Source organism: Pseudoalteromonas sp. SR41-4 (assembly GCF_014163985.1).
Taxonomy (GTDB): Bacteria; Pseudomonadota; Gammaproteobacteria; order Enterobacterales; family Alteromonadaceae; genus Pseudoalteromonas; species Pseudoalteromonas rhizosphaerae.
The window spans coordinates 137741-159866 of the sequence record NZ_JACJEI010000002.1; the positions used below are offsets into that span (position 1 = coordinate 137741).

Genomic DNA, 22126 nt, shown 5'->3' on the forward strand with positions numbered 1-22126 from the left:
GTTATAATCGGCGGATCTACGCAGCGTGCTTAGGCACATCAGAGCGGGTCATTAGCTCAGTTGGTAGAGCAGTGGACTTTTAATCCATTGGTCGATGGTTCAAGTCCATCATGACCCACCATTCTTTATTCGTTGAATAGTAGAGTGGTTATAATCGGCGGATTCACGCAACGTGCTTAGGCACATCAGAGCGGGTCATTAGCTCAGTTGGTAGAGCAGTGGACTTTTAATCCATTGGTCGATGGTTCAAGTCCATCATGACCCACCATTCTTTATTCGTAGAATAGTAGAGTGGTTATAATCGGCGGATCTACGCAGCGTGCTTAGGCACATCAGAGCGGGTCATTAGCTCAGTTGGTAGAGCAGTGGACTTTTAATCCATTGGTCGATGGTTCAAGTCCATCATGACCCACCATTCTGGTTTATTCAATTTCAGTTTATCTGACCCCTATTTAGTAAATTCACATCACTTTACATCAAAAGCAAAAAACACTTACAAAAATCATCGTCAAGCTAAATACAAATGCGTTAATCAAATTGCTATTATATCAATCGTGTTAAGTTACTGACCATTTATAGCGACAGATAAATACAGTGATAACAAGGCTTAAATTTTGACATGTAGTTGTTCTCGGCAATTGCTCCTGCATTGCTCTACCTCCTGCATCCATGCAGTCGTACATAAAAAATAACTAACGCAGTTAACGCTTTATTTAGCCTGCTAGAATGATTAAATATTTAAGTAGATTGGTATTTATGACCACTACTGTTATTTAGTTTTATATTCTCGTATAATCCGCCCCATAAATGCACTGTAGATTAAGTGGTCGAGAAATGAGTTTAGCTCAAACTATTATGCCTGAAGGTTATATCTTTCCTCCTAAACCAGCTCCATTGAATAATGATGAGCAGGCGCAATACAAAGCACGTATCAAGCAATTATTGATTGATAAAAATGCCGTATTGGTTGCCCATTATTATACTGATCCTGAAATTCAAGCGCTTGCTGAAGAAACTGGCGGTTGTGTTGCTGATTCGCTAGAAATGGCTCGCTTTGGTGCCAAGCACGATGCTGACATGATTATCGTTGCCGGCGTACGTTTTATGGGTGAAACAGCAAAAATACTGACACCGAATAAAACCGTGGTTATGCCAACACTAGAAGCAACTTGTTCGCTTGATATTGGTTGCCCAATTGATGAGTTCTCAGCGTTTTGTGATCAGCACCCTGATCGTAAAGTGGTTGTATACGCAAATACATCAACTGCCGTTAAAGCTCGCGCTGATTGGATTGTTACCTCATCGTGTGCCCTTGAGATTGTTGAGCACCTAGATGAAATGGGTGAAAAAATCATTTGGGGCCCAGACAAACATTTAGGTGCCTATATTCAAAAGAATACTGGCGCTGATATGATCATGTGGAATGGCGCATGTATCGTGCATGACGAATTTAAAACCAAAGCGTTAAAAGACATGAAAGCGCTTTACCCTGACGCTGGCGTTTTAGTTCATCCAGAATCACCAGCGGAAATTGTAGCGTTAGCAGATGCAGTAGGTTCAACCAGTCAATTGATCAAAGCGGCACAAACGATGAGCAATCAAAAGTTTATTGTAGCTACAGATCGCGGCATTTTTTATAAAATGCAGCAGTTATGCCCAGATAAAGAATTTGTTGCCGCACCAACGGCTGGCGAAGGCGCAACCTGTAAGAGTTGTGCGCACTGCCCGTGGATGGCAATGAACGGCCTCAAAGCGATTGAGGAAGCGTTATTAGATGCAACTGGCAAAGAAGTGTTTGTAGATATGGACCTTCGTGAAGGCGCACTCAAGTCGCTTAATCGTATGCTCGATTTCTCAGCGTCACTCCAACGCTAAACTAGGCTATAAAGATAAGGCCGCTGGTATTGCTATCAGCGGCCTTTTTTGTTTGTTTACTAGGCAGTTAACAGGCAAAAGGGAAAAACACCTTGCACCGCCGCGCGCTATTTCATACTATTACGCCGCGTTATACATTAACGCCTGCGGTGAGGTGGCTGAGTGGCTGAAGGCGCACGCCTGGAAAGTGTGTTTAGGTTAATCCCTAACGAGGGTTCGAATCCCTCCCTCACCGCCATTATTCTATATTAGGACGCCTCATGGCGTCCTTTTTTGTGCCTATAAAAAAGTGAAGTAAATAATTCAAATTCTAACTATTTTTTACTTTTTATTAGGTATTGGTGTTTAGTTGCTTGCAATAATAAATATAAAATGAGCAGCGCTAAAGTTGTAGTTAAACTTAAAACGACCGTTATTTAGTTATTTTGTTTGCTAGGTTAGTCAATAAATCAACGGCTTTAAAGCTCGCCGCTTCCATTTGCGATATATGATCAATCATTTTATCCGAATGGCCATCTGCAAAGGCTTGCAATGCTTGTATGCCATGGTTGTGAATCTCGGCGTGCGGGGCTTCTAAGTTTTTAAATTCAATATGGGAGGCGTATTTAGCTGCACCATCACCTTTATAGTACCATTTACCTAAACGACACATTGTGTGATCGGCAAATTCATCTGTGGTTTTATCAGATAACCCAAGTAGTACCTTATAAACTTCCAGTTTCCAAACGATATGATCCATTTTTACCGTCTGAATAAATGCGTTTTCAGTTGAGTCGGTAATAACTGAATACATGTTTTGTGAGAACGTAACAATTTTATTAGCGGTATCTTCGATAGCCGCTGAACTTTCACTGATCTCATTACTTTGTTTCCCGACGTCGGTAATGTTGCCAACAACGTGGTCCATTTGTTGGTTTACTTGTTCAATTAAGCCTGAAATTTCATTCGATGCATCAGCTGAGCGTTGTGCTAATGTGCGAACTTCATCTGCAACTACGGCAAAGCCTCTACCTTGTTCTCCAGCTCTGGCGGCCTCAATAGCAGCATTAAGGGCTAGTAAGTTAGTTTGGTCAGAGATGCCTTTGATAATGTTTACAAAGTCATTAATCCCTGCTGTGACTGTTTGTAATTGCTTTACAGATTCAGAGGCTGTTTTAGTGTCTCTGGATATCACAGAAGTTGATTGCAAAGTAGCGGATAGCATTACAATAATGTTATCAAGCAACTGCTGTGATGATTGAAAGCCATCTCTGTGCATTACAAGTTCACTTGAATTTGCTGCTAGGCTCTCCCTGATTTGCTCTATTAAAATTGAAGACTGTAGCCACAAGCGGTTTAATTCGTCTTGTTGTTTGGCAGTTTTATCAGTTTGATTTATTTGCGCTACTAACTGACTTTTAGCATTCTTAACTTGTTCTAGTTCATCATGCAGTGCTTCATTTTGGTTACGAATATCTACAATTTCATTTTTTAGTTTTGCAATTTCTTTTTTATACTTAGAATTAAATATCACGTATTTGTCCAACAGTTTCTGTAAATGTGCCCAGAGTAAATCTCAGCGTTGTGCTAGCACACTTAATCTAATAGGTTATTAGGTTAGTTTAGCAAACTATGTCGTAATTTTTTTGAGCAAGCGCAATAAAACAGTGTGCCATTGCTATTTTTAGGTCAACAGAGCAGCCTTAATGCGAGGAAATAACATCGCTTTATTAGTAAACTATATGTTTGAAGATAGTTGCGCGCAAGAACATTTGTTAGTTTAACTGAGACAGACGACTTTATTCCGCCCTGTTTCTTTAGCTTTATAAAGACCAAGATCGGCTTGTTTAACCATGTCTTTATATTCACCTTGTTGATTATATTCACAGACACCTAAAGAAACAGTGACCTGAAGTAGCTTATCTTGGTAAGTCAATTCAATGTTACTTACGGCTAAGCGTAACTTTTCTGCAAGATGCGATGCTTGCTCTTTATTGGTTTCAGGTAAAAACACCAGAAATTCTTCACCTCCCCAGCGAGCAACTTTATCCATACTTCTAATTGAATCTTGCAATGCGCTAGCCACTTTTTGCAATACAATGTCACCATAGTCATGTCCATAGGTGTCGTTGAGTACTTTAAAATGATCTATATCCAGCAAAATAATACTAAAAGTTTTTTTATTGCGATTAACCCGGCTCATTTCTAATTCAAAGATATCGTGCAATGCGCGGCGATTAAATAGTCCCGTGAGCTGATCGCGCAACGCAAGCTCTTTAACTTGCAGGTAGGCAGAGTGTTTTAGTCTATAGGCAATATAAATAAATAGGATAATTAAAAGACTGAAGGCAACGATCCCATAGAGTCGTAGAATTGCATTTTCATTGCTTGTTTGCGCTAGTTTAGCTTCGATTAATGACTTTTCTTTAGAGGCAATATCATAGGCTGCTTGTGATTGATCAAATTTTTCTTTTGCAGCTAATGAGGTACTTTCATCATCTAATTCTTTGTATTCAATCATAAGTTCTAATGCGCGTTGGTAATTTCCTAATGATTGATAATTTTCGATCATTGGCGGATAGTTTTCTAAACGTTTGATGAGTTGACTCTCGCTTGAAAATATAGCAAGGGCTTGCTCAAAATAGTCGGCAGCAAGTTTATAATTACCTAAACTTTGATTGCTTTGTGCCAGATTACTTAAAACGGTAGGCTTATGTATTAAATCATTGTTTTTATTTACAATATCTAACGCTTTTAAATAATAATCAATGGCTTTTTGGTGCTCATTTAGCTCAGCATAAATAGTGCCTTTATTAATAATTATAGGAACTCGGTCAAATATATTATGGAAGTGGGCTACTTTTTCGGCTTGATTAATGGCAATTAATGCCTCTTGGTATTGGGCTTTATCAACGTACATTGCAGCTAAGTTTGCATACAGCTCAGTGAGCAGTATGTCATTTTCAGGGTATGCTGCTATTGCCTGTTGAGTGTATTCAATCGCTTTGTCGTAGTTTTTCATATAATAATTGGTAAACCCTAAACCAATTAATATCTTCGGTGAAGCATATCCTTGAATGTTTATTTGTAAATCGTGAGCATGTAAGATTTTATCGAGTCCATCTACCATTTTTCCTTGTCTAACAGAGTTAATTCCATACAAATAGTAAGTCATACTCGTAGCAAGCTGTGTGTCATCAGCAAAAGACACTGCTTTTGATAAATAAGAATCGGCTTCGGCAAACTTACCTAAGCGATATTTCATTAATCCGAGGTTGTCATAAAGTGCGTATTTAGTTTCTATATCGACTTCGCTATCGAGTAATTGTGAGACATCGTCTTTGAGCAAGTCGAATTCATGCCAGTTCTTGTCTTCATTCATAAATGCAAGCCAAACAACCATTAACTCAGCTTGTTGTGTGGTTGATTGTGCCGAGGAATATGTTGCTCTTAATTGTTGATAAGCTTGTGCGGATTCACCATCACTTTTGAGCTGTTTTATTTCACTGAGTGTGGATTCTAGTGAGTCAATTTGCTCTGTGGCATAGCCACTATTAATAAACGTTAGCAGTAGTAATATTAAAATACCTTGTCGTACCATTATAAAGTCCAAAGAGTAAGGGGCGTGTTGAAGTCAACTAATGCCAAAGTTTTTGCAGTGGGAGCTGTGTTTATTTCACTGATCAGTGTGAATAAGCATAAATTAATTATCGCTAAAAGCGACATTATTGCCGTTATATTTTAATTTTTATAGGTATTAATTTTGTATCTTTGTCTTAAAGCGTTGCGCGTAAAAAATTTAAAGTTTGCGTGGATAAGTCGCAGAACAACACGTCTGCGACTCAATTATAGCGAAGTGTAATTAGTAACGTTTTTTAGGTGCTTTTAGTTGTGAATCAAATTCATCAGGAAATAAAATTGTGCCGTCGTCTTCTTCAGTTGGAAAAACGGCGATAAGTAAGTCATCTTGTTCAAGACCGGGTGTCCATCGGGTTGTCCAATCTTTCAATGGAATTGCTTTAGCTGTGCAATTTTCCCACTCACCGGTAGCCCATGCCTCGGCATAAATACGTTCAGGCCATACCGGTACACAATCATCATCTTCGTTGGCGAGCATAACACAGCCATCGTCGTCATTTAATATCCACACTTGTTTGAACTCTTGGACGGTCTCAAACATAAAAGCCAATCTTTTTTTGGCTCCTAAATTTAAGATTGTCTCGAATTTTTCAGATGCGGTTGCAGTTGCATTACTCATTAATAGACTCTCTCTAGAATGGCTTAGGTATAGTATATTGACTAATATGACAAAATGTCGATTAGTTAAAAATTAATTACACATTGCGTGGTATAAATCGTCGGCGAGTTGGCTTAGATCTTGTTCGCAGCGGTTAGTCAGTGCATAGGTTCGCAAGCCGTAAAGGCCCATTGCTAAAAAACGAGCTAGATGCTCAGCTGTGCGTGTGTTTGGGATTTCACCTTCTTTTATCGCGCGCTCAAATTGTTCGGCGAGGGCGTTTTCGTAGGCATTTAAATTTGTCATCAGTACGTGGCTGATCTGTGAATCTTGCCCTTCAACTTCACTAATACTTTTAGTCAGTAAACATACTTTCATCGCATCACCACTGATACACTCGTTGACTATTGAGTCTAAGTATTGGCGTAGGCTTGGTAAAACGGGTTTATGTTGACAAAAAAGTGCCGTAAATTGCTGATTTCTATCAGCCTGATATTGCTCAATAGCCGCTAAAAAAATACCTTTTTTATTGCCAAACGCAGCATATAAAGATCCCGGATGAAGCGCTGTAACTTGCGTTAATTTTTGCATACTCGTTTTAGCATAACCGTGTTGCATAAAAGCCAGCATCGCTTGGCGAAGTACAAATTCACGGTCAAATTCGGCTATTCTCATAGGGCGCTCTGTTGCATTCTATTTGACTTATAAGGTGTATGTGGGGTTAGTTTACTTAATCTTGAACAAATATTCAAAAATAGACTTGAATGTTTTATTGTTCGCCCTTATCTTGAATGTACACTCAAGATAAGGATTGATAAGAATGACCACTGATCTACTGCAACCGTTTAAGCTTAATGGCACGATTGAATTACAAAACCGTATACTTATGGCACCGCTAACGCGTTGTATGGCTGACGATAACTTAGTGCCAACCCAAGCGATGGTTGATTACTACGCACGCCGTGCTGAAGCCGGTTTAATAATTAGTGAAGCCACGATTATTCGCCCTGATGCGCAAGGTTACCCGAATACGCCAGGTTTATTTACCAGCGCACAAATTCAAGGCTGGAAAAAAGTAACCGATGCTGTGCATGAGCAGGGCGGTAAAATGTTTGCACAACTTTGGCATGTTGGTCGGGTTGCACATCCACACTTTTTTGATGGCGACGTTTTAGCCCCATCTGCGATTGGTGTTGAAGGCTCTGTACCACGTATGCGTGAGCTTACTTATATTACCCCAAAAGCAGCAACCACTGCCGATATTAAGTCATTAATTGCAGATTATGCAAAGGCTGCAGAGAATGCGCTTGAAGCAGGGTTTGATGGCGTTGAGATCCATGGTGCGAATGGTTACTTAATCGATCAGTTTTTACATTATGCAGCCAATGAGCGTGATGATGAATACGGGCAAACTCCAGAGAATATGTCGCGTTTTGCACTTGAAGTTGTTGATGCGGTAATTAATGTCATCGGCGCAGATAAAACTGGGCTACGTTTATCTCCTGGTGCTTACTTTAATATGAGCGAAGATAGCCGCGATAAAGCGGTATTTGATTACCTCTTAAATGAGTTGAATAGCCGATCTCTCGCTTACTTACATGGCGGTATTTTTGACGATAGCATGCGCTTTGCAAGCCTTGCAGATAAAACGACGTCAGAATATTTACGTGCAGCTTATTCAGGTACTTTAGTGGGTGTTGGTAGCTATGATTTTGACACGGCTAAAGCTGCGATTAACGCCAATAAGTTTGATTTAATTGCTATTGGTCGCCCGTTTATTGCAAACCCAGATTACATCAGTAAAATCAAAAATGCTGAAGAAGTGGTTCCGTATAGTGATGAAATGCTGGCTGAACTAATTTAAACGTAGTTTGTTTTAGTTACTAAACCACCTACTTCTGTAGGTGGTTGCATTAACGCCATACATGTTGATTGCAAACTCGTTTTAGGTATTTATTTGCGATTAGCAATATTGCTTTTTAATCGTTACTAATGCTGTGAAAAATACTCTTTCGTATTGATTTAACTCCCTCTCTATTTCCTACAAATATTACCGCGATAGACTGTTATTTAAATTATAATATCTTTATATGTTAATTGTTTAAGCTGCATTGTTGCCATAAATAATCAATATATTTGTCACTGTTACGTCAATTTTTTCGAGCTTTTTTGTCATATATTCCCTCCATACTTTGCCCGTATACAAAACAATAATTGCAAATGGGACAACAATGCGTACTTTTACTAAAAGATCGACTTTAAGCTTAGCAATCGCTTTAGCGTTTTCAACTAATAGCTTTGCAAATACCAATGAAATAGAAGAAGTCACGGTAGTGGCAAAACCAACGAGCTATGCAAATAGTGTGATTGAGCAATCAATGATTGAACAGCAGAGTTCGGTATCAAGTGTATTATCGGTGATGGATAACCTACCGGGAATTAGTATTAACGAAGGTGATGCATTTGGTGGTGATGATTGGTCTACCACTATTACGATGCGCGGCTTTAGTATCGATGGTAACCAACAGCAGTTAGGTATGACGGTTGATGGTATTCCAAACGGCGGCTCTAATTATGGCGGTGGTGCAAAAGCTAATCGCTACCTAGACAGCGAAAACTTAGCCACGGTTGAAGTGGGCCAAGGTACCTCAGATATCGCCTCAGCATCACTTGAAGCGCTCGGTGGTACGTTTAATTTTGTAAGTAAAGCTCCTAGCCTTGAGCGAGGAACTACATTTGCTTACACCAATGGTGACCATGATGCGACTCGTTATTATTTTAAGCATGAAACTGGCACTCTCTTTGATAACACGCAAGCTTATGTGAGTTATTCACAAACCAATACTAGCCGCTGGATAGGTGATGGCAGTAATGGCGGTAAAGATAATCAACATGCTGAGGCTAAATTTGTATCTAACTTTAATGCGCTGACTGTAACAGGGCGTTTATCGTATGATGATGTAAGTGAGACCAACTATAACAGTGTGAGCTTGCAGCAATTTGCGCAAACACCAAATTGGGATCAACTAACTTGGAATTGGACTGGCGTGCCACACTTTGACCAAATGTTCGCAGAAGGTTGGGGTACATTGCGTGAAAATGCGTTAGGTTACGTAAAGTTTGAATATGCAATCTCACCTTCATCATTATTAACAATCAGCCCTTATTACCATAAAAACTCAGGGCGTGGTGATTGGATCCCACCTTATTTAACATCACCTGTCGATAAAGACGGTAATCCAACAACCGAAGGCGGCACAAATGCTGGCTCATATGGTTTTGCAGATAGCCAAGGTAAGCCATTAACGCCTAATGCAAATTGTACGGATACACTCAGTTGGCCATGGGATTCAGGCACAGGGTTGAATCCGGCGTGTTACCCAGATTCGGCAATACCGGTAATGTCATATCGCCATACACACTATGACAAGGACCGTTTAGGTTTAACCGCTGATTATAAATTAACCTTAGGGATGCACGATATTGAAGCAGGTATTTGGCTTGAGCAAACTGATCGTGACGAATCTCGTGATTGGCATAAAGTTATTGACGCTCGCGTGTATCATCACTTTGATAGCATCCCATACTGGACGCAATATAAAAATACTTTTGAAACAGATACCTTTAAGTGGTACGTACAAGATTCTATCAGCCTAGGCGATTTTACAGTTAATCTTGGCGCTAAACAGTATTTAGTTGAATTACAAAAATACGATCATTTTGCAGATCTACGCTCTGATAAAATAAACAGTGATTCAGATGTGTTATTTAGTGCAGGTGCTTTGTACCAGCTAACTAGCAGCACTGAGTTATTTGCCAGTTTCAGTGAAAATTTCTCAGCAATTAAAGATGGTGTGCTGGAGCGTGATAGTTCTACACTCACAGAAATTGAACCAGAAACAGCTGAAAATATCGACTTTGGTGTACGTTATAAAGCAGACCGCTTGAGCCTAACTGCGACCGCTTATTCTATTGCCTTTGATAACCGTATCACCTTTATCGCACCTGGCAGTGATACTGGCGGGATTGATTATACGATAGGTACAAATGGCTCTTACATCAATGTAGGTGGTATTGACTCGCAAGGTATTGAACTATCAGCAAGTTATATGCTTACAAATGAATGGAATATTTATACTTCATATACTAATAACAGCTCTGAATACGCATCGCACGATCCAAGTGCCTACGATGCCGATGGTGTTATCCTCAAAGATGAAGACGGAAAAGCGCTACCGCCAAGCTTTAAAAAAGGCGATGACGTTATCGATTCACCAAGCGATATGTTTGTGCTTTCGACCGATTATTACAGTGGCGACTTCCGCTTTGGTATATCCGCTAAATATACCGGTGAACGCTTAGGTGCATTTTTAGATGAGCAAACTCGTACACGTAATAAAGTTGATGGTTATACCGTGCTTGATATCAATGCCGGTTATGCTGCAGACGTCAATGCCGGCCCATTTAAATCAATCGATATTGCTTTTGCTGTCACTAACGTAACAGATAAACAGTATTTAGCGGGTGGGACAGGTAATGGCAGCACTTATTTTATTGGTGCACCACGAACTGCAGCACTTACATTTACTGCTAATTTTTAAGCCCTAATTATAAAAATAATAACCAAAACCCATCCTTGTTGATGGGTTTTTATTGATAGGAATACTATGAAAGCAATAGCTAAACTGGCCGTAATAGGCTGTACATTAATGGTAAGTCATATTGTCAAAGCCAGTGATAATGTCGTACTTGTGACGCTTGATGGTGTGCGCTGGCAAGAGGTATTTAACGGCGCCGATAAAAAATTGTTAGCAAATCCCGATTTTGTTAAACAGCCAGAGCAATTGAAACAACAGTTTTGGCGCGATGACAAACACGCCCGACAAGCTCAGTTAATGCCATTTATTAGCAATACGATTGCTCAACACGGTGTGTTAATTGGCGATAGAGAGAATGGTTCAACAATGTCGGTGAGTAACCCGTGGTATTTTTCATACCCAGGCTACAGTGAGATCTTAACTGGCAGTGTTGATGAGGCAATTAACAGTAATGATAAAACGCCAAATCCAAATAAAACTATTTTAGAGCGATTAGAGCAACGCGCTGACTATAAAAATAAAACCGCCTTATTTGGCAGTTGGGATGTATTTCCGTTTATTGTTAATACCAAACGCAGCGACGTATATGTAAATGCGGGTTTTATGCCAATTGAGGCAGACTTATTTGCCGATGCGCCACTATTAAATGCTTTACAACAGGAGATCCCAAGTCCTTGGCATAATGTGCGTTTAGACAGTTTTACATATCGTTTTGCCAAAGCTTATATGCTGGCAAAAAAGCCTAAGTTATTAGTGATCAGCTTAGGTGAAACCGATGATTTTGCCCATGATGGTCATTACGATCACTATTTGCAGTCGGCTAAACAAAGTGACGCTTTTATCAAAGACTTATGGCAAACCATTCAGACTACACCTGGCTATAAAAATAACACAACGCTTATTATCACCACGGATCATGGCCGTGGCAGTAACGCTAATGATTGGCAGCATCATAGTTCAAAACAAGCAATGGCAAAATCGGAGCAAGGTCGTAAAGCTTTTCCTGAGGGAATTATTGGCTCTGAGCATATTTGGTTAGCTGCAATTGGCCCAGATATTAAACCGCAAGGTTTATTAAAAACAACAACAGAGCTCAAACAAGCACAAGTTGCGGCAACGATTTTAACCGTACTTGGCGAAAACCCTAAGCAGCTTAATCCCGCTATGGCGGATGCAATTGATGAGATTTTAAAATGAAGCATTTAATTAAAGCGGCCGCATTGGTAAGCATTGTTGCGAGTTTTTCAGTATTAAGTACACCGCAAAAACTAACGCCGCAAAAAATACTGTTTGGCTCATGTGGGCATCAAGATAAAGATATTCCGATTTTTGACGCAATCAATAAAGAGCAGGCAGATTTGTTTATCTTTTTGGGTGATAACATCTACGGCGACACCAACGATATGCGCGTACTTGCCGATAAATATCAGCGCTTAGGCGCTAAGCCCGGCTTTAAAACGTTAAAAGCACAGACTCCCCTTATTGCCATGTGGGATGATCATGATTTTGGCCAAAATGATGCAGGTAAAGAGTACCCACATAAAGAACAGTCTCGGAAAATTATGCTCGACTTTTGGCAAGAGCCAACGGGTTCAGTGCGTCGCACACGTGCCGATGGGATTTATACCTCGTATATGTATGGCGAAGGTGAGCACACGATACAAGTGATCATGCCTGATCTGCGTTGGAACCGCGATGCACTTAACCACGTTAGTGAAACACAATACAAGACTGAGCGTAAAGCGAATAATCAAGGGCCTTATAGCCCAAGTGAAGTAAAAGGCGCATCGATGTTAGGTGAGGCGCAGTGGCAATGGCTTGAACAAGAGCTTAAAAAGCCTGCTGCAATTAAACTGATTGCTTCGAGTTTACAGTTACTGCCTGACTTTACCGGCTGGGAGTCGTGGGCTAATTTTCCGGAGGATAGAAACCGTTTATTTGCGTTAATTAAAAAACACAAAGTAAACGGCGTGGTAATTATCAGTGGTGACACACACTGGGGAGAGATATCAAGGTATGAACAGAACCTTGATTATCCACTGATTGAAATGACCAGCTCAGGCCTTACTGAAAAATGGAAAAACGTCAGTCCTAATAAACACCGCGTGGGGAAGTTCACACATGACGTTAATTACGGTGATTTTAGCATTGATTGGCAACAAACAGATCCAGCTATTTCACTTCAGCTAAAAGGCATTGATGGCGATGTGATCATGCAAAGCCAATTTAGCTTATCAAGTATTAGCCCATATAAATAATGACTCCCTCAGAAAATAAAACGCACAGTAGCTATACTGTGCGTATAAAAAGTGAGTTAATTATTGTGCTAACTCGCTGATTTATTAATGCCAATTAGCGACAATGGCTACCCCTATAATTGAAAATATCTTACACTGTTTTTATCTCAAGCAAGAACAGTGTCGCTATGCTCAATATTATTCAATCTAACCGTATGGAAGCCCTGCAAGCGCAGTTTCATCAGCTTTTAAAAGTAAACCCATTAAGCAGCCCGTTTGATAAAGAAGTGGTGTTGGTGCAATCTCCGGGTATGTCGCAGTGGCTGAAAATTGGTTTAAGTGAAAGTTTGGGGGTGGCAGCACAGGTAGATTTTCCATTGCCATCGAGTTTCATTTGGCAGTTATACCAGCAGCTATTACCGAATGTACCCAAAGAGTCGGCGTTTAATAAACCTAATCTTGCTTGGAAATTATTTGCTATTTTACCAAACTGCATTGATGAACCGTTATATTTACCCCTTAAAACTTACTTAGCAGGTGACACAGACGGTCAAAAAACCTTTGCTTTATGTGAAAAAATAGCCGATGTATATGACCAATATTTAATGTACCGTCCGCACTGGATAGCCACATGGGACAGCGGCACTGATAAATTAGATGATGTAGATATTAGTATCGCGCCGTGGCAGCCTGATCTGTGGCGAAAAATAGTAGCGCATAGTCAAGTGCTTGGGCAAAGTCAGTTTCATCGCGCCAATATGCAAGGGCAGTTATTAGCCGCGCTTGATAAAATGGACAGTAGCTTATTACCAAAGCGGATCAGTTTATTTGGTATTTCAGCCATTGCCAGTTCGCAACTTGATGTGTTTGATGCATTAAGTAAAAAAACTGAGGTGTTTTTATTCTTTTTTAATCCCAGCGAACATTATTGGGGGGATTTAATTGATGAAAAAACTGCAGCTAAAATAACGGCTAAATACGCCAAAATGCCATTGCTGGAAGCGCAGCAAAAAAAGCAAAGTGAGCCAGAGCAAGACTACTATTTTATTGGTAATCCGTTGTTATCATCGTGGGGTAAATTAGGCCGTGATTACTTTGAACAACTGGTACAGCGTGACGCAAGCTGGATTGATGGCTTTATTGATGTGTTTGACGACAGTTTACTTGGTCAAATTCAAAGCGAAATTTACCAGTTAGCGTTTAAAGGTGAATCCCTTACTGACAATAAAGAATGGTTTATAAACGATGAAGGTAAGCTTGCAATAAGCACTACCGATACCAGCATTGCTCTAAGTGATTGCCATACTCCACTTAGAGAAGTTGAGCGTTTGCACGATTACTTACTTAATTTATTTAATCAAAACCCCGCACTCACCCCAAAAGATATTATAGTAATGATGCCGGATGTTGGCACTTATAGCCCTTACATCGAAGCGGTATTTGGCGGTGCGCAGGGTAACCGTTTTATTCCCTATGCGTTAGCCGATCTAGCCATTGAGCAAGAAAAACCGGTACTGAGTTCGTTTGCAAGCTTAGCTGATCTGCCGTTTTCGCGCTTTGGTGTGTCAGATATCCTTGATTTACTGCAAGTGACGCAAATAGCTGAAAAGTTTAGTGTTGAAGCGCACGAATATGAGCAAATTCAATATTGGCTTGAGCGTGTTGGCGTCAAGTGGGGAATAAACGCCGAGCATAAGCATAGCTTTGATTTACCCGCGATAGAATTAAATACCTGGCAACATGGCTTAAACCGCTTATTGTTAGGTATTGCCCAACGTGATGAACAATGCCCGTTTAATGGCATATATAGCGCTGATGAAGTGGAAGGGATGGCACTTGATACACTCAATAAATTAGTGCATTTTATTGATGTATTGCAACACTTTAAACACAGGCTCACCCCAGACGACACGCTAACTAATAAAACCCTTATCCTGAGTGAACTATTAACGGCTATTTACGAGAGCGAAAGCGACGATAGCTGGGATTTACTGGTACTGCAAAAGGTGCTCGAAGAGCTGCAAAAGCACCATGATAATGGAGATTACACGCAAGTAGTGTCACAGCGTATTGTGAGTTATTTAATTAAACAAGGCATTCAAGAAAAAGGTGTAGGGCAACGCTTTTTAGTCGGCCAAGTGAATTTTTGTACGCTAATGCCAATGCGTGCTGTGCCATTTAAAGTGGTGTGTATGTTAGGGCTTAACGATGCCGATTACCCACGAACTGTGCAGCCGATTGGTTTTGATTTAGTGCCTTATTCGAAAAAGCAAAAAGGTGACCGATCGCGCAAATTAGATGACCGTTACTTATTTTTAGAAGCGCTGCTCAGTGCCCGTGATAACTTATACATGAGCTATATTGGCCGTTCATGTTTTGATAATCAACCGCGTATGCCATCAACCTTAGTGAGTGAATTACTAGAATACATTGGCCGCAGTTTCAAATTTGCTGAGCCAAGTGAGCAAACCTTGCCTGAGTGTTTGATCAATAAACAGCATTTACAGCCTTTTAATAGCCTAAATTATCAGGCAGATACCACTAATACGCTGCAATCCAATCACAGTTATAATCCAATTTGGTTACCCGCTCAGGCGATAATCCCAGAGCCACTGACGGCGCTTGAGGTCAGCGCACCTGAACATCTTGAGCTGGATATGTTTATCCGCAGCGTATGCAATGCACAAGAGAGTTTTTATCAGCAAAGTTTAGGGTTGCGTTTAGCACAATTTAACGAAGTAGCTAAAGATGAAGAGCCATTTAGTTTAGACGCACTGCAGCGTTATTTTTATCTCGACGAAATACTCGAAGCGGCTATTTTTGAGCAGCCCCTTAGTCGTGAGCAAATACTGCAACGAGGCGAGTTACCGCAGGCGCATGTTGGAGATTTGATCTTTGAGAAAATGCAGCACCGGGTTGATGCACTGGCAGGGCAAGTTAAAGAGCACATCAAGGGCGGCAAAAATGAACCGATTGAAGTTGCGCTAACACTTCACAGTGATAACAACAGTACTGAGCTTGAAGGCTGGTTAAATCATCTTTATCAGCACAAACAAGTGTTTTATCGCAGTGCCAGTATCAAGGCAAAAGATCTCATCAAGGGCTTTATATATCACCTTGTTGCGCAGTGCGTGGATCAACATGTAGAAACTGTATTACTTGGGCTTGATAAACAAATCACTTTTGCAGCTTTGGATAAAGCAGATGCCCAAGCACTGTTGCAAGATTGGTTTACTTTATATAACGCGCTACTTAAAGAACCCGTAGCGTTTTTTCCTGTGAGTGGCTATGAGTACGTAAAAAGTGGTGGCGATATTGGCAAAGCAATGAGCAAATTTAGCCCACAATATATTGGCCGAGGCGAGGGCGAGAACCCCTATATTCGCTTAACAACGCAATCGTTGAATGAGTGCCAAGAGGAATTTATACGCTGGAGCGATATGCTACTTGCGCCGTTATTTGCACATGCAAAGGAGAGTGACCATGCAAGCGCTTAATCCACTTACCATGCCTCTTATTGGGCAAAGTCTCATTGAAGCCAGTGCAGGCACCGGTAAAACTTATACTATTACAGGTTTATATTTACGTTATTTACTCGGCATGCAAATCGCGCAACAACACTCATCGCCCGTAAATACTCCGTTGAGTGTTGAACAAATATTGGTCGTTACGTTTACCGATGCCGCCACCCAAGAAATTAAAGACCGTGTGCGCACTCGTATTATAGCAGCACGTGATGCACTGCTTGGCCAAGCAACAGAGGATGAGCTGATCAATGCTGTGATCGCCACAATCGATGATAAACACCGTGCATTTGATTTGCTCGATGCCGCCGCTAAATCGATGGATGAAGCAGCAATATTCACCATTCATGGTTTTTGCCAACGAATGTTAAAACAGCATGCGTTTGAGTCTGGTGTGGCGTTTAATTTGGAGTTTATTTTAGATCAACGGGAGATCTTGCTTGAAACCATTAAAGATTTTTGGCGAGTGTTTGTATATCCACTCAATAAAGAAAAAACTGATGCAATTTTAGAGGTATTTGCTGCCCCTGAAGCGTTATTTAGTAAAGTGGCGAACATACTTAATAAAGGCAATGCGCTGGTTACTCCGCAAATAAAACTAGATGATGTGTGGCAAGCACGCGAGCTATATCTTGGTAAAGTCGCGAGCTTTAAAAAAGCCTGCCTTGATAGCGAATTTATTGCAGCTGTAAAAAGCTCTGGCTTAAGTGGTGCCAAAACACCTGCACGTAAAGGTAGCCTTGCAGCGCTTGAGGCATTTTGTAAAGGTGATGAGCTGTTTTTTGAGTTTGGTACAAACAAGTACTCTTATGAAATATGGAGTACTGAAAACCTCAGTGACGAAGCTAATTATAAAAAAAATCAGCCTTTGTTTAGTCATGTAATGCTTAGCCAGTTTGATGAAATGGCGAAGCTTGTTAACACCGTTAATCAAGGCTTGGCAATTGCTATTGTGCAACATGCGGCAAGTTGGGTTAAACAAGCCATTGTAAAACGCAAGCAAGAGCAAAGCGTTATAACTCCTGATGATTTATTAACTAATTTGCACAGTGCACTCAATACAGAGCAAGGCGCAGCACTGGCAGAAAAAATAGCGCAGTTGTTCCCGGTAGCGATGATTGATGAGTTTCAAGATACTGATCCCATTCAGTACGGTATTTTTAGTAAAATTTATAGCCAAGAAAAAACCACGCTTGCCATGATAGGCGACCCTAAACAAGCTATTTACGGTTTTAGGGGCGCGGATATTTTTACGTACATTGGTGCTAAACACGAAGTGGCAAAGGAGCAGCAATTTACCCTTGGTACTAACTTTCGTTCCAGTAGCGATGTGGTTGCAAGCGTCAATGCACTGTTTAGTAAACACGATAACAGCTTTATTTATAACGATGCGATCCCGTTTAATCGCGTGGCGGCACAAGGTAAAAAAGCCGATAAATCGTTTTTAATTGATGGCCAACCTGCCACCGCCTTTGAGTTTTGTGTGTTTGCAGATAGCGCCGCAGATGAAAAAAATAAACCAACTAATAAAGGCATTGGCCAGCAACATTTAGCTAGCTATTTTGCCAATAAAATAGTGACCTTACTTGAGCAAGCACAGCAAGGGCGTGCGTGTATTGCGAATAAGCCAGTCACGGCGGCAGATATTTGTATTTTGGTGCGTGATCGGGTTGAAGCGCAAATTATGAAAAAAGCCCTCAGTGATGCCAAAATTGCGAGCGTGTACTTATCCCGTGAGAGTGTATTTAGCCAAGAGCTGAGCCATCATTTACTTAATTTTTTATCGGCTTTACATGGCCAATACAACGAATCACTGTTGCGCGGCGTGTTAGCTGGGCCACTATTTTGCTTAAGTTATAATGACATTTATGCCTTGGCTGATGATGAAGCACAGTGGCAAGAGCATCTTAACTTTTTTGTTTACCTGAGCTCTATTTGGTACAAACAAGGTGCTATGGCAATGCTTGAGCACTTACTCAGTCACAATCAATTAAGCGCGAAATGGCAAGGGTTGGGTTACAACGTTGAACGTTGGCTGACCGATTTTCGTCATTTAGGCGAGATCCTACAGCAAAAACAAATCGAGCTAGAGGGTACTTTACGGTTATTACGTTGGTTTGCGCAGCAAGTAAGTCAACAAGATGGTGAAACCGTGCAAGTACGCCTTGAGAGTGATGCCAATTTGGTAAAGATAGTCACTATGCATGCTTCAAAAGGGCTTGAATACCCGCTGGTATTTATGCCATTTGCCAGCGGGTATCGTGAAACGAAAGATGCGTTGTATCATCAAGATGGCCAGCTGATTTACGATCTCAGTAAAAATGACGATGCGTTACAAAAAGCGGAGCAAGAACGCCTAGCTGAAGATTTACGGTTATTGTATGTTGCACTCACTCGCGCCGTTCATTACTGCGCAATTGGTATGTATAACCTAGGCCAAGGACAAAGTAGTCGGTTGGCAATTCAAAGTAGCTCCTTAGGGCATGTATTATTTGCAGGACTTGATATCACCAGTAGTTTAGTGTGGCGCACGTATTTACAAGAGTTTTGTGCTGACAAACCAGCCATGAGCTATCAACAGTTTACTAGCGAAGAGTTATTTCAGCAGGGTGCATTATCACTGCAATCAAGCCAAGCACAAAGTCACAGTGTGAGTGTTAATAAGGTTAAAGTTAAAATTGAACGTGATTGGCGCACCACCAGTTTTAGTGCGCTGAGTTTTAAAAGTCATAGCGAGCATTTAGAACCTGGGCGCAGCGACGAAGATCATCAAAAAGATGAGTTTGCCACGCAACAAGACGATATTCGCTCACCTTATAGCTTTCCCAAGGGGGCAAAACCGGGTAGTTGTTTACACGAGATTTTTGAACAACTGGATTTCACCAGCCCAGAGCAGCACCCCACAAACCATGAGCAAAACCTAAGCGTGGTAGTTGAGCGTAGCTTGAACAAATACCATATTAGTGAGCAATGGCAAGAAACAACTGAGCAATGGGTGCTTGCCGCGTTAAACTGCCCATTGAATGAAAACGGTTTAAGTTTAAGTAAATTAACGCCACGGGATTGTTTGGTTGAAATGGAGTTTAATCTGCCAATTACCAGTTTAACGGCAAAAGGCTTGAATGAAACATTGATTAAGCACTTTGGTTTTAATCAAAGTAGGCTCGATTTTTATGATGTAAAAGGCTTATTAAAAGGGTTTGTCGATTTAATATTTTGTCATAACGAGCAGTATTTTATTTTGGATTATAAGTCTAACTTTTTAGGCAATCAGCCAACTGATTATGAGCAAGAGCATTTAGAGCAAGCTATGAGTAGCCACCAGTACCATTTACAGTATCTAATTTACACCGTGGCATTGCATCGGTTATTAAAACAACGGATCAACAATTACAGCATTGAGCAGCATTTAGGTGGCGTATATTACACCTTTTTACGTGGTATGGCAGATGGAAAAGGTGTGTACTTTAAAAAGTTGACCGCCGAGCAAGTTATTATTTTAGATGGGCTTTTTAGTCAAGGCAGGGTTGCCCAAAGCATAGATGAGGCAACCGAAAATAGCCAAGGAGCAATGCTATGAGCGTGTTAGATACCAATACAGCCATTGCAACAGCAGCGACGAACGACGTACAAATAGTGCCATTATTTGATTACCTACTTAGCGAAAACCGGCTACGAATGGTTGATATAAAACTGGCAGAATTACTGTGTAGCAGTGAGCAAACTCAACAACCAAACGACGTTTATTCACTGCTTTTATTACTTTGTTTATCGCAGCAAAGTCAGCACAGCTGTTTAGATTTAGCGCAGGTAGATTGGCGTAATCCGTTTAATTTACGCCAAAGTGATTTTACCAAACTAGCGGGCATAATTCCTGACACACTCAGCCCGTTTAGCGACACATTTACCACCGCAGAGGCAATTAATTGCTTGCAAAACCATCCTAGTGTCGGGGAGACTAAACCGTTACAGTTACTTGAACAACGACTTTATTTTGCACGTCTAAGCGGTTATGAGCAAACACTGGCATCACGATTGTTGTTAATGAGTGAGCGTAAGCTCGATATTGATAGCGATAAGTTAACTCAGTTACTTTGTGACTATTTCCCCGAACAAGATGCACCAGAGCAAGGGCTCGATTGGCAAAAGGTTGCCTGTGCGATGGCAGCAACCAAAGGCTTTAGCGTTATTACCGGTGGCCCAGGAACAGGTAAAACCACGACCGTGACTAAGCTACTAGCAATTTTACAATCGCTTTATCAAAATGCCCCACTGAGTATTAAGTTGGTGGCACCGACAGGCAAAGCCGCTGCGCGATTAAGTGAATCAATCCTTGGGGCAAAACAACAGTTAAAAGATAAAATAAGCGCTGCTATTACGCCGCTGATCCCAGAAAGCGCGCAAACGATTCACCGGTTACTGGGGGTAAAACCGTTTACTAATAAGTTTAGGCATAACCGCAGTAATCCATTGCATTTAGATGTATTGATCATTGATGAAGCGTCGATGGTTGATTTATCGCTGATGGCTAAACTAATTGAGGCCTTACCAGAGCATGCGCGACTTATATTACTCGGTGACAAAGACCAGCTTGCCTCGGTTGATACCGGCAGTGTAATGAGCGATTTATGCCAAGGTTTAGTGCTTGGCCAAACACCAAGTTATTCAGAGGCGCGTTGCGCTGAACTAAACAGCTTATGCTTTAATAACCAGCGCAAATTAGTCGCAGGTAATAGTCAATTCAAACTGGCCGACTGTATCGCGTTTTTACAGCACAGTTACCGTTTCACAGCCGACAGCGGCATAGGTCAATTAGCATTAGCGGTTAATACCAATAACAGCGGCAAGCTCAATTATGTAGAGCAAGAGCTGAGCAGCGGCCAATTTAAAGACGTTATTTTAGACTATGACATTGTAAGTAAACCGATTGATAAACTAGTACAAAGCGCCGCCAGTAAATACGCTCAGTATCTTAATTTAATTAAACAACACGCGAGCGTACAAGACATACATAAAGCTTTTGCCAGTTACCAGTTGTTAGCCGCAGTACGCGAAGGCGATTATGGCGTTCATAGTTTAAATAAACGCATTGAAACGCAATTAAGCCAGCAAGGATTGATTAATGTAAACTCAAATCAGCGGCATTATTTGGGCATGCCGATTATGATTGCGCAAAACGATTATCAGCTAAAACTATTTAATGGAGATATTGGGATTTTAATGCACGACGACAGTGCTCAGCTCAAAGCCATATTTATTGACGAGCAGGGCAATCAACGGGCATTTTCACCAGCCAGACTACCAGCCCATGACACAGTTTATGTAATGACTATTCATAAATCACAAGGCTCCGAGTTTGCCTATACGGCTATGGTACTGCCACCACAAAACCAAGCAACTGCCGGCATCAACCGCCAGTTAGTCTACACCGGCATTACCCGCGCTAAAAACACTTTCGAGCTGGTGGCTGATAAAAAAGTGTTGTTAATGGCAATGAATAAATCAGTCAGCAGGGCATCAGGATTGTATGAGAGGTTGGTGGAGCTTTGAAAGGGAAAGCTTTAAGTTTTAAGCTGCTTGATCTGACCCCATTAAATTTATCATGTAGGTCAAGCTTTAGCTTTTTTGTTGTCACAGATGTTTTGATATAAAATGCTGGTTAATCAGAATCATGGG

At 40.9% G+C, this 22126-nt stretch carries 12 protein-coding genes and 4 tRNA genes; 12 read left to right on the forward strand and 4 right to left on the reverse strand.

Translation table 11 applies throughout. The features are described 5' to 3' along the window. Positions 1 to 45: 45 nt before the first annotated feature. The 5 genes from H5180_RS02275 to H5180_RS02295 all read left to right on the forward strand — a co-directional run bounded on the left by H5180_RS02275 (position 46) and on the right by H5180_RS02295 (position 2113). Positions 46 to 121 (forward strand) — tRNA-Lys (locus tag H5180_RS02275). A gap of 71 nt (positions 122 to 192) precedes the next feature. Further along, positions 193 to 268 (forward strand) — tRNA-Lys (locus tag H5180_RS02280). A gap of 71 nt (positions 269 to 339) precedes the next feature. Beyond that, positions 340 to 415 (forward strand) — tRNA-Lys (locus tag H5180_RS02285). A gap of 419 nt (positions 416 to 834) precedes the next feature. Beyond that, positions 835 to 1875, forward strand: coding sequence for a quinolinate synthase NadA (gene nadA / locus H5180_RS02290; RefSeq protein WP_182730647.1), 1041 nt, complete (start codon positions 835 to 837; stop codon positions 1873 to 1875). Positions 1876 to 2023: 148 nt separating this feature from the next. After that, positions 2024 to 2113: transfer RNA gene (locus H5180_RS02295), tRNA-Ser, on the forward strand. A gap of 174 nt (positions 2114 to 2287) precedes the next feature. On the opposite strand, the gene H5180_RS23735 is transcribed toward H5180_RS02295, so the two are convergent. From H5180_RS23735 to H5180_RS02315, 4 genes are all read right to left on the reverse strand, one after another. After that, positions 2288 to 3388: a methyl-accepting chemotaxis protein gene (locus tag H5180_RS23735; protein ID WP_274803910.1), complete on the reverse strand. Its 1101-nt coding sequence runs from the start codon at positions 3386 to 3388 to the stop codon at positions 2288 to 2290. Positions 3389 to 3634: 246 nt separating this feature from the next. Continuing rightward, on the reverse strand, positions 3635 to 5455 hold the full coding sequence (locus tag H5180_RS02305; protein WP_182730646.1) for a tetratricopeptide repeat-containing diguanylate cyclase: 1821 nt from the start codon (positions 5453 to 5455) through the stop codon (positions 3635 to 3637). 261 nt (positions 5456 to 5716) lie between these two features. After that, positions 5717 to 6112, reverse strand: a complete 396-nt coding sequence (locus H5180_RS02310) for a DUF2750 domain-containing protein (protein WP_145233101.1) — start codon at positions 6110 to 6112, stop codon at positions 5717 to 5719. Positions 6113 to 6184: 72 nt separating this feature from the next. Next, complete coding sequence (locus H5180_RS02315; protein WP_145233102.1) at positions 6185 to 6766, reverse strand: TetR/AcrR family transcriptional regulator; 582 nt, start codon at positions 6764 to 6766, stop codon at positions 6185 to 6187. A 145-nt stretch (positions 6767 to 6911) separates the two neighbouring features. On the opposite strand from H5180_RS02315, the gene H5180_RS02320 reads away from it, so the two are divergent. The 7 genes from H5180_RS02320 to recD all read left to right on the forward strand — a co-directional run bounded on the left by H5180_RS02320 (position 6912) and on the right by recD (position 22000). After that, a complete protein-coding gene (locus tag H5180_RS02320) occupies positions 6912 to 7955 on the forward strand; it encodes an alkene reductase (RefSeq protein WP_182757595.1) in 1044 nt (347 codons plus the stop codon). 367 nt (positions 7956 to 8322) lie between these two features. Continuing rightward, positions 8323 to 10692: a TonB-dependent receptor domain-containing protein gene (locus H5180_RS02325; RefSeq protein ID WP_182757596.1), complete on the forward strand. Its 2370-nt coding sequence runs from the start codon at positions 8323 to 8325 to the stop codon at positions 10690 to 10692. Between the two features lie 66 nt (positions 10693 to 10758). Further along, positions 10759 to 11886: an alkaline phosphatase family protein gene (locus H5180_RS02330; protein ID WP_182757597.1), complete on the forward strand. Its 1128-nt coding sequence runs from the start codon at positions 10759 to 10761 to the stop codon at positions 11884 to 11886. Next, positions 11883 to 12947, forward strand: a complete 1065-nt coding sequence (locus tag H5180_RS02335) for an alkaline phosphatase D family protein (RefSeq protein WP_182757598.1) — start codon at positions 11883 to 11885, stop codon at positions 12945 to 12947. The genes H5180_RS02330 and H5180_RS02335 overlap by 4 nt, the downstream gene beginning before the upstream one ends. Positions 12948 to 13114: 167 nt before the next feature. Then, positions 13115 to 16423 carry an exodeoxyribonuclease V subunit gamma gene (recC, locus tag H5180_RS02340; protein WP_182757599.1) on the forward strand — a complete coding sequence of 1103 codons (3309 nt, stop codon included), beginning with the start codon at positions 13115 to 13117 and terminating at the stop codon, positions 16421 to 16423. After that, complete coding sequence (recB, locus tag H5180_RS02345) at positions 16410 to 20030, forward strand: exodeoxyribonuclease V subunit beta (RefSeq protein WP_182757600.1); 3621 nt, start codon at positions 16410 to 16412, stop codon at positions 20028 to 20030. Before recC ends, recB begins: the two co-directional genes overlap by 14 nt. Beyond that, entirely contained in the window at positions 20027 to 22000 is a 1974-nt protein-coding gene (recD, locus tag H5180_RS02350) for an exodeoxyribonuclease V subunit alpha (RefSeq protein ID WP_182734284.1), read from the forward strand. The genes recB and recD overlap by 4 nt, the downstream gene beginning before the upstream one ends. Positions 22001 to 22126 lie beyond the last annotated feature (126 nt).

Coding starts and splice junctions, on each gene's coding strand:
- nadA (WP_182730647.1), top strand. CDS start 835: ATGAGTTTAGCTCAAACTATTATGCCTGAAGGTTATATCTTTCCTCCT.
- H5180_RS02305 (WP_182730646.1), bottom strand. CDS start 5,455: ATGGTACGACAAGGTATTTTAATATTACTACTGCTAACGTTTATTAAT.
- H5180_RS02310 (WP_145233101.1), bottom strand. CDS start 6,112: ATGAGTAATGCAACTGCAACCGCATCTGAAAAATTCGAGACAATCTTA.
- H5180_RS02315 (WP_145233102.1), bottom strand. CDS start 6,766: ATGAGAATAGCCGAATTTGACCGTGAATTTGTACTTCGCCAAGCGATG.
- H5180_RS02320 (WP_182757595.1), top strand. CDS start 6,912: ATGACCACTGATCTACTGCAACCGTTTAAGCTTAATGGCACGATTGAA.
- H5180_RS02325 (WP_182757596.1), top strand. CDS start 8,323: ATGCGTACTTTTACTAAAAGATCGACTTTAAGCTTAGCAATCGCTTTA.
- H5180_RS02330 (WP_182757597.1), top strand. CDS start 10,759: ATGAAAGCAATAGCTAAACTGGCCGTAATAGGCTGTACATTAATGGTA.
- H5180_RS02335 (WP_182757598.1), top strand. CDS start 11,883: ATGAAGCATTTAATTAAAGCGGCCGCATTGGTAAGCATTGTTGCGAGT.
- recC (WP_182757599.1), top strand. CDS start 13,115: ATGCTCAATATTATTCAATCTAACCGTATGGAAGCCCTGCAAGCGCAG.
- recB (WP_182757600.1), top strand. CDS start 16,410: ATGCAAGCGCTTAATCCACTTACCATGCCTCTTATTGGGCAAAGTCTC.
- recD (WP_182734284.1), top strand. CDS start 20,027: ATGAGCGTGTTAGATACCAATACAGCCATTGCAACAGCAGCGACGAAC.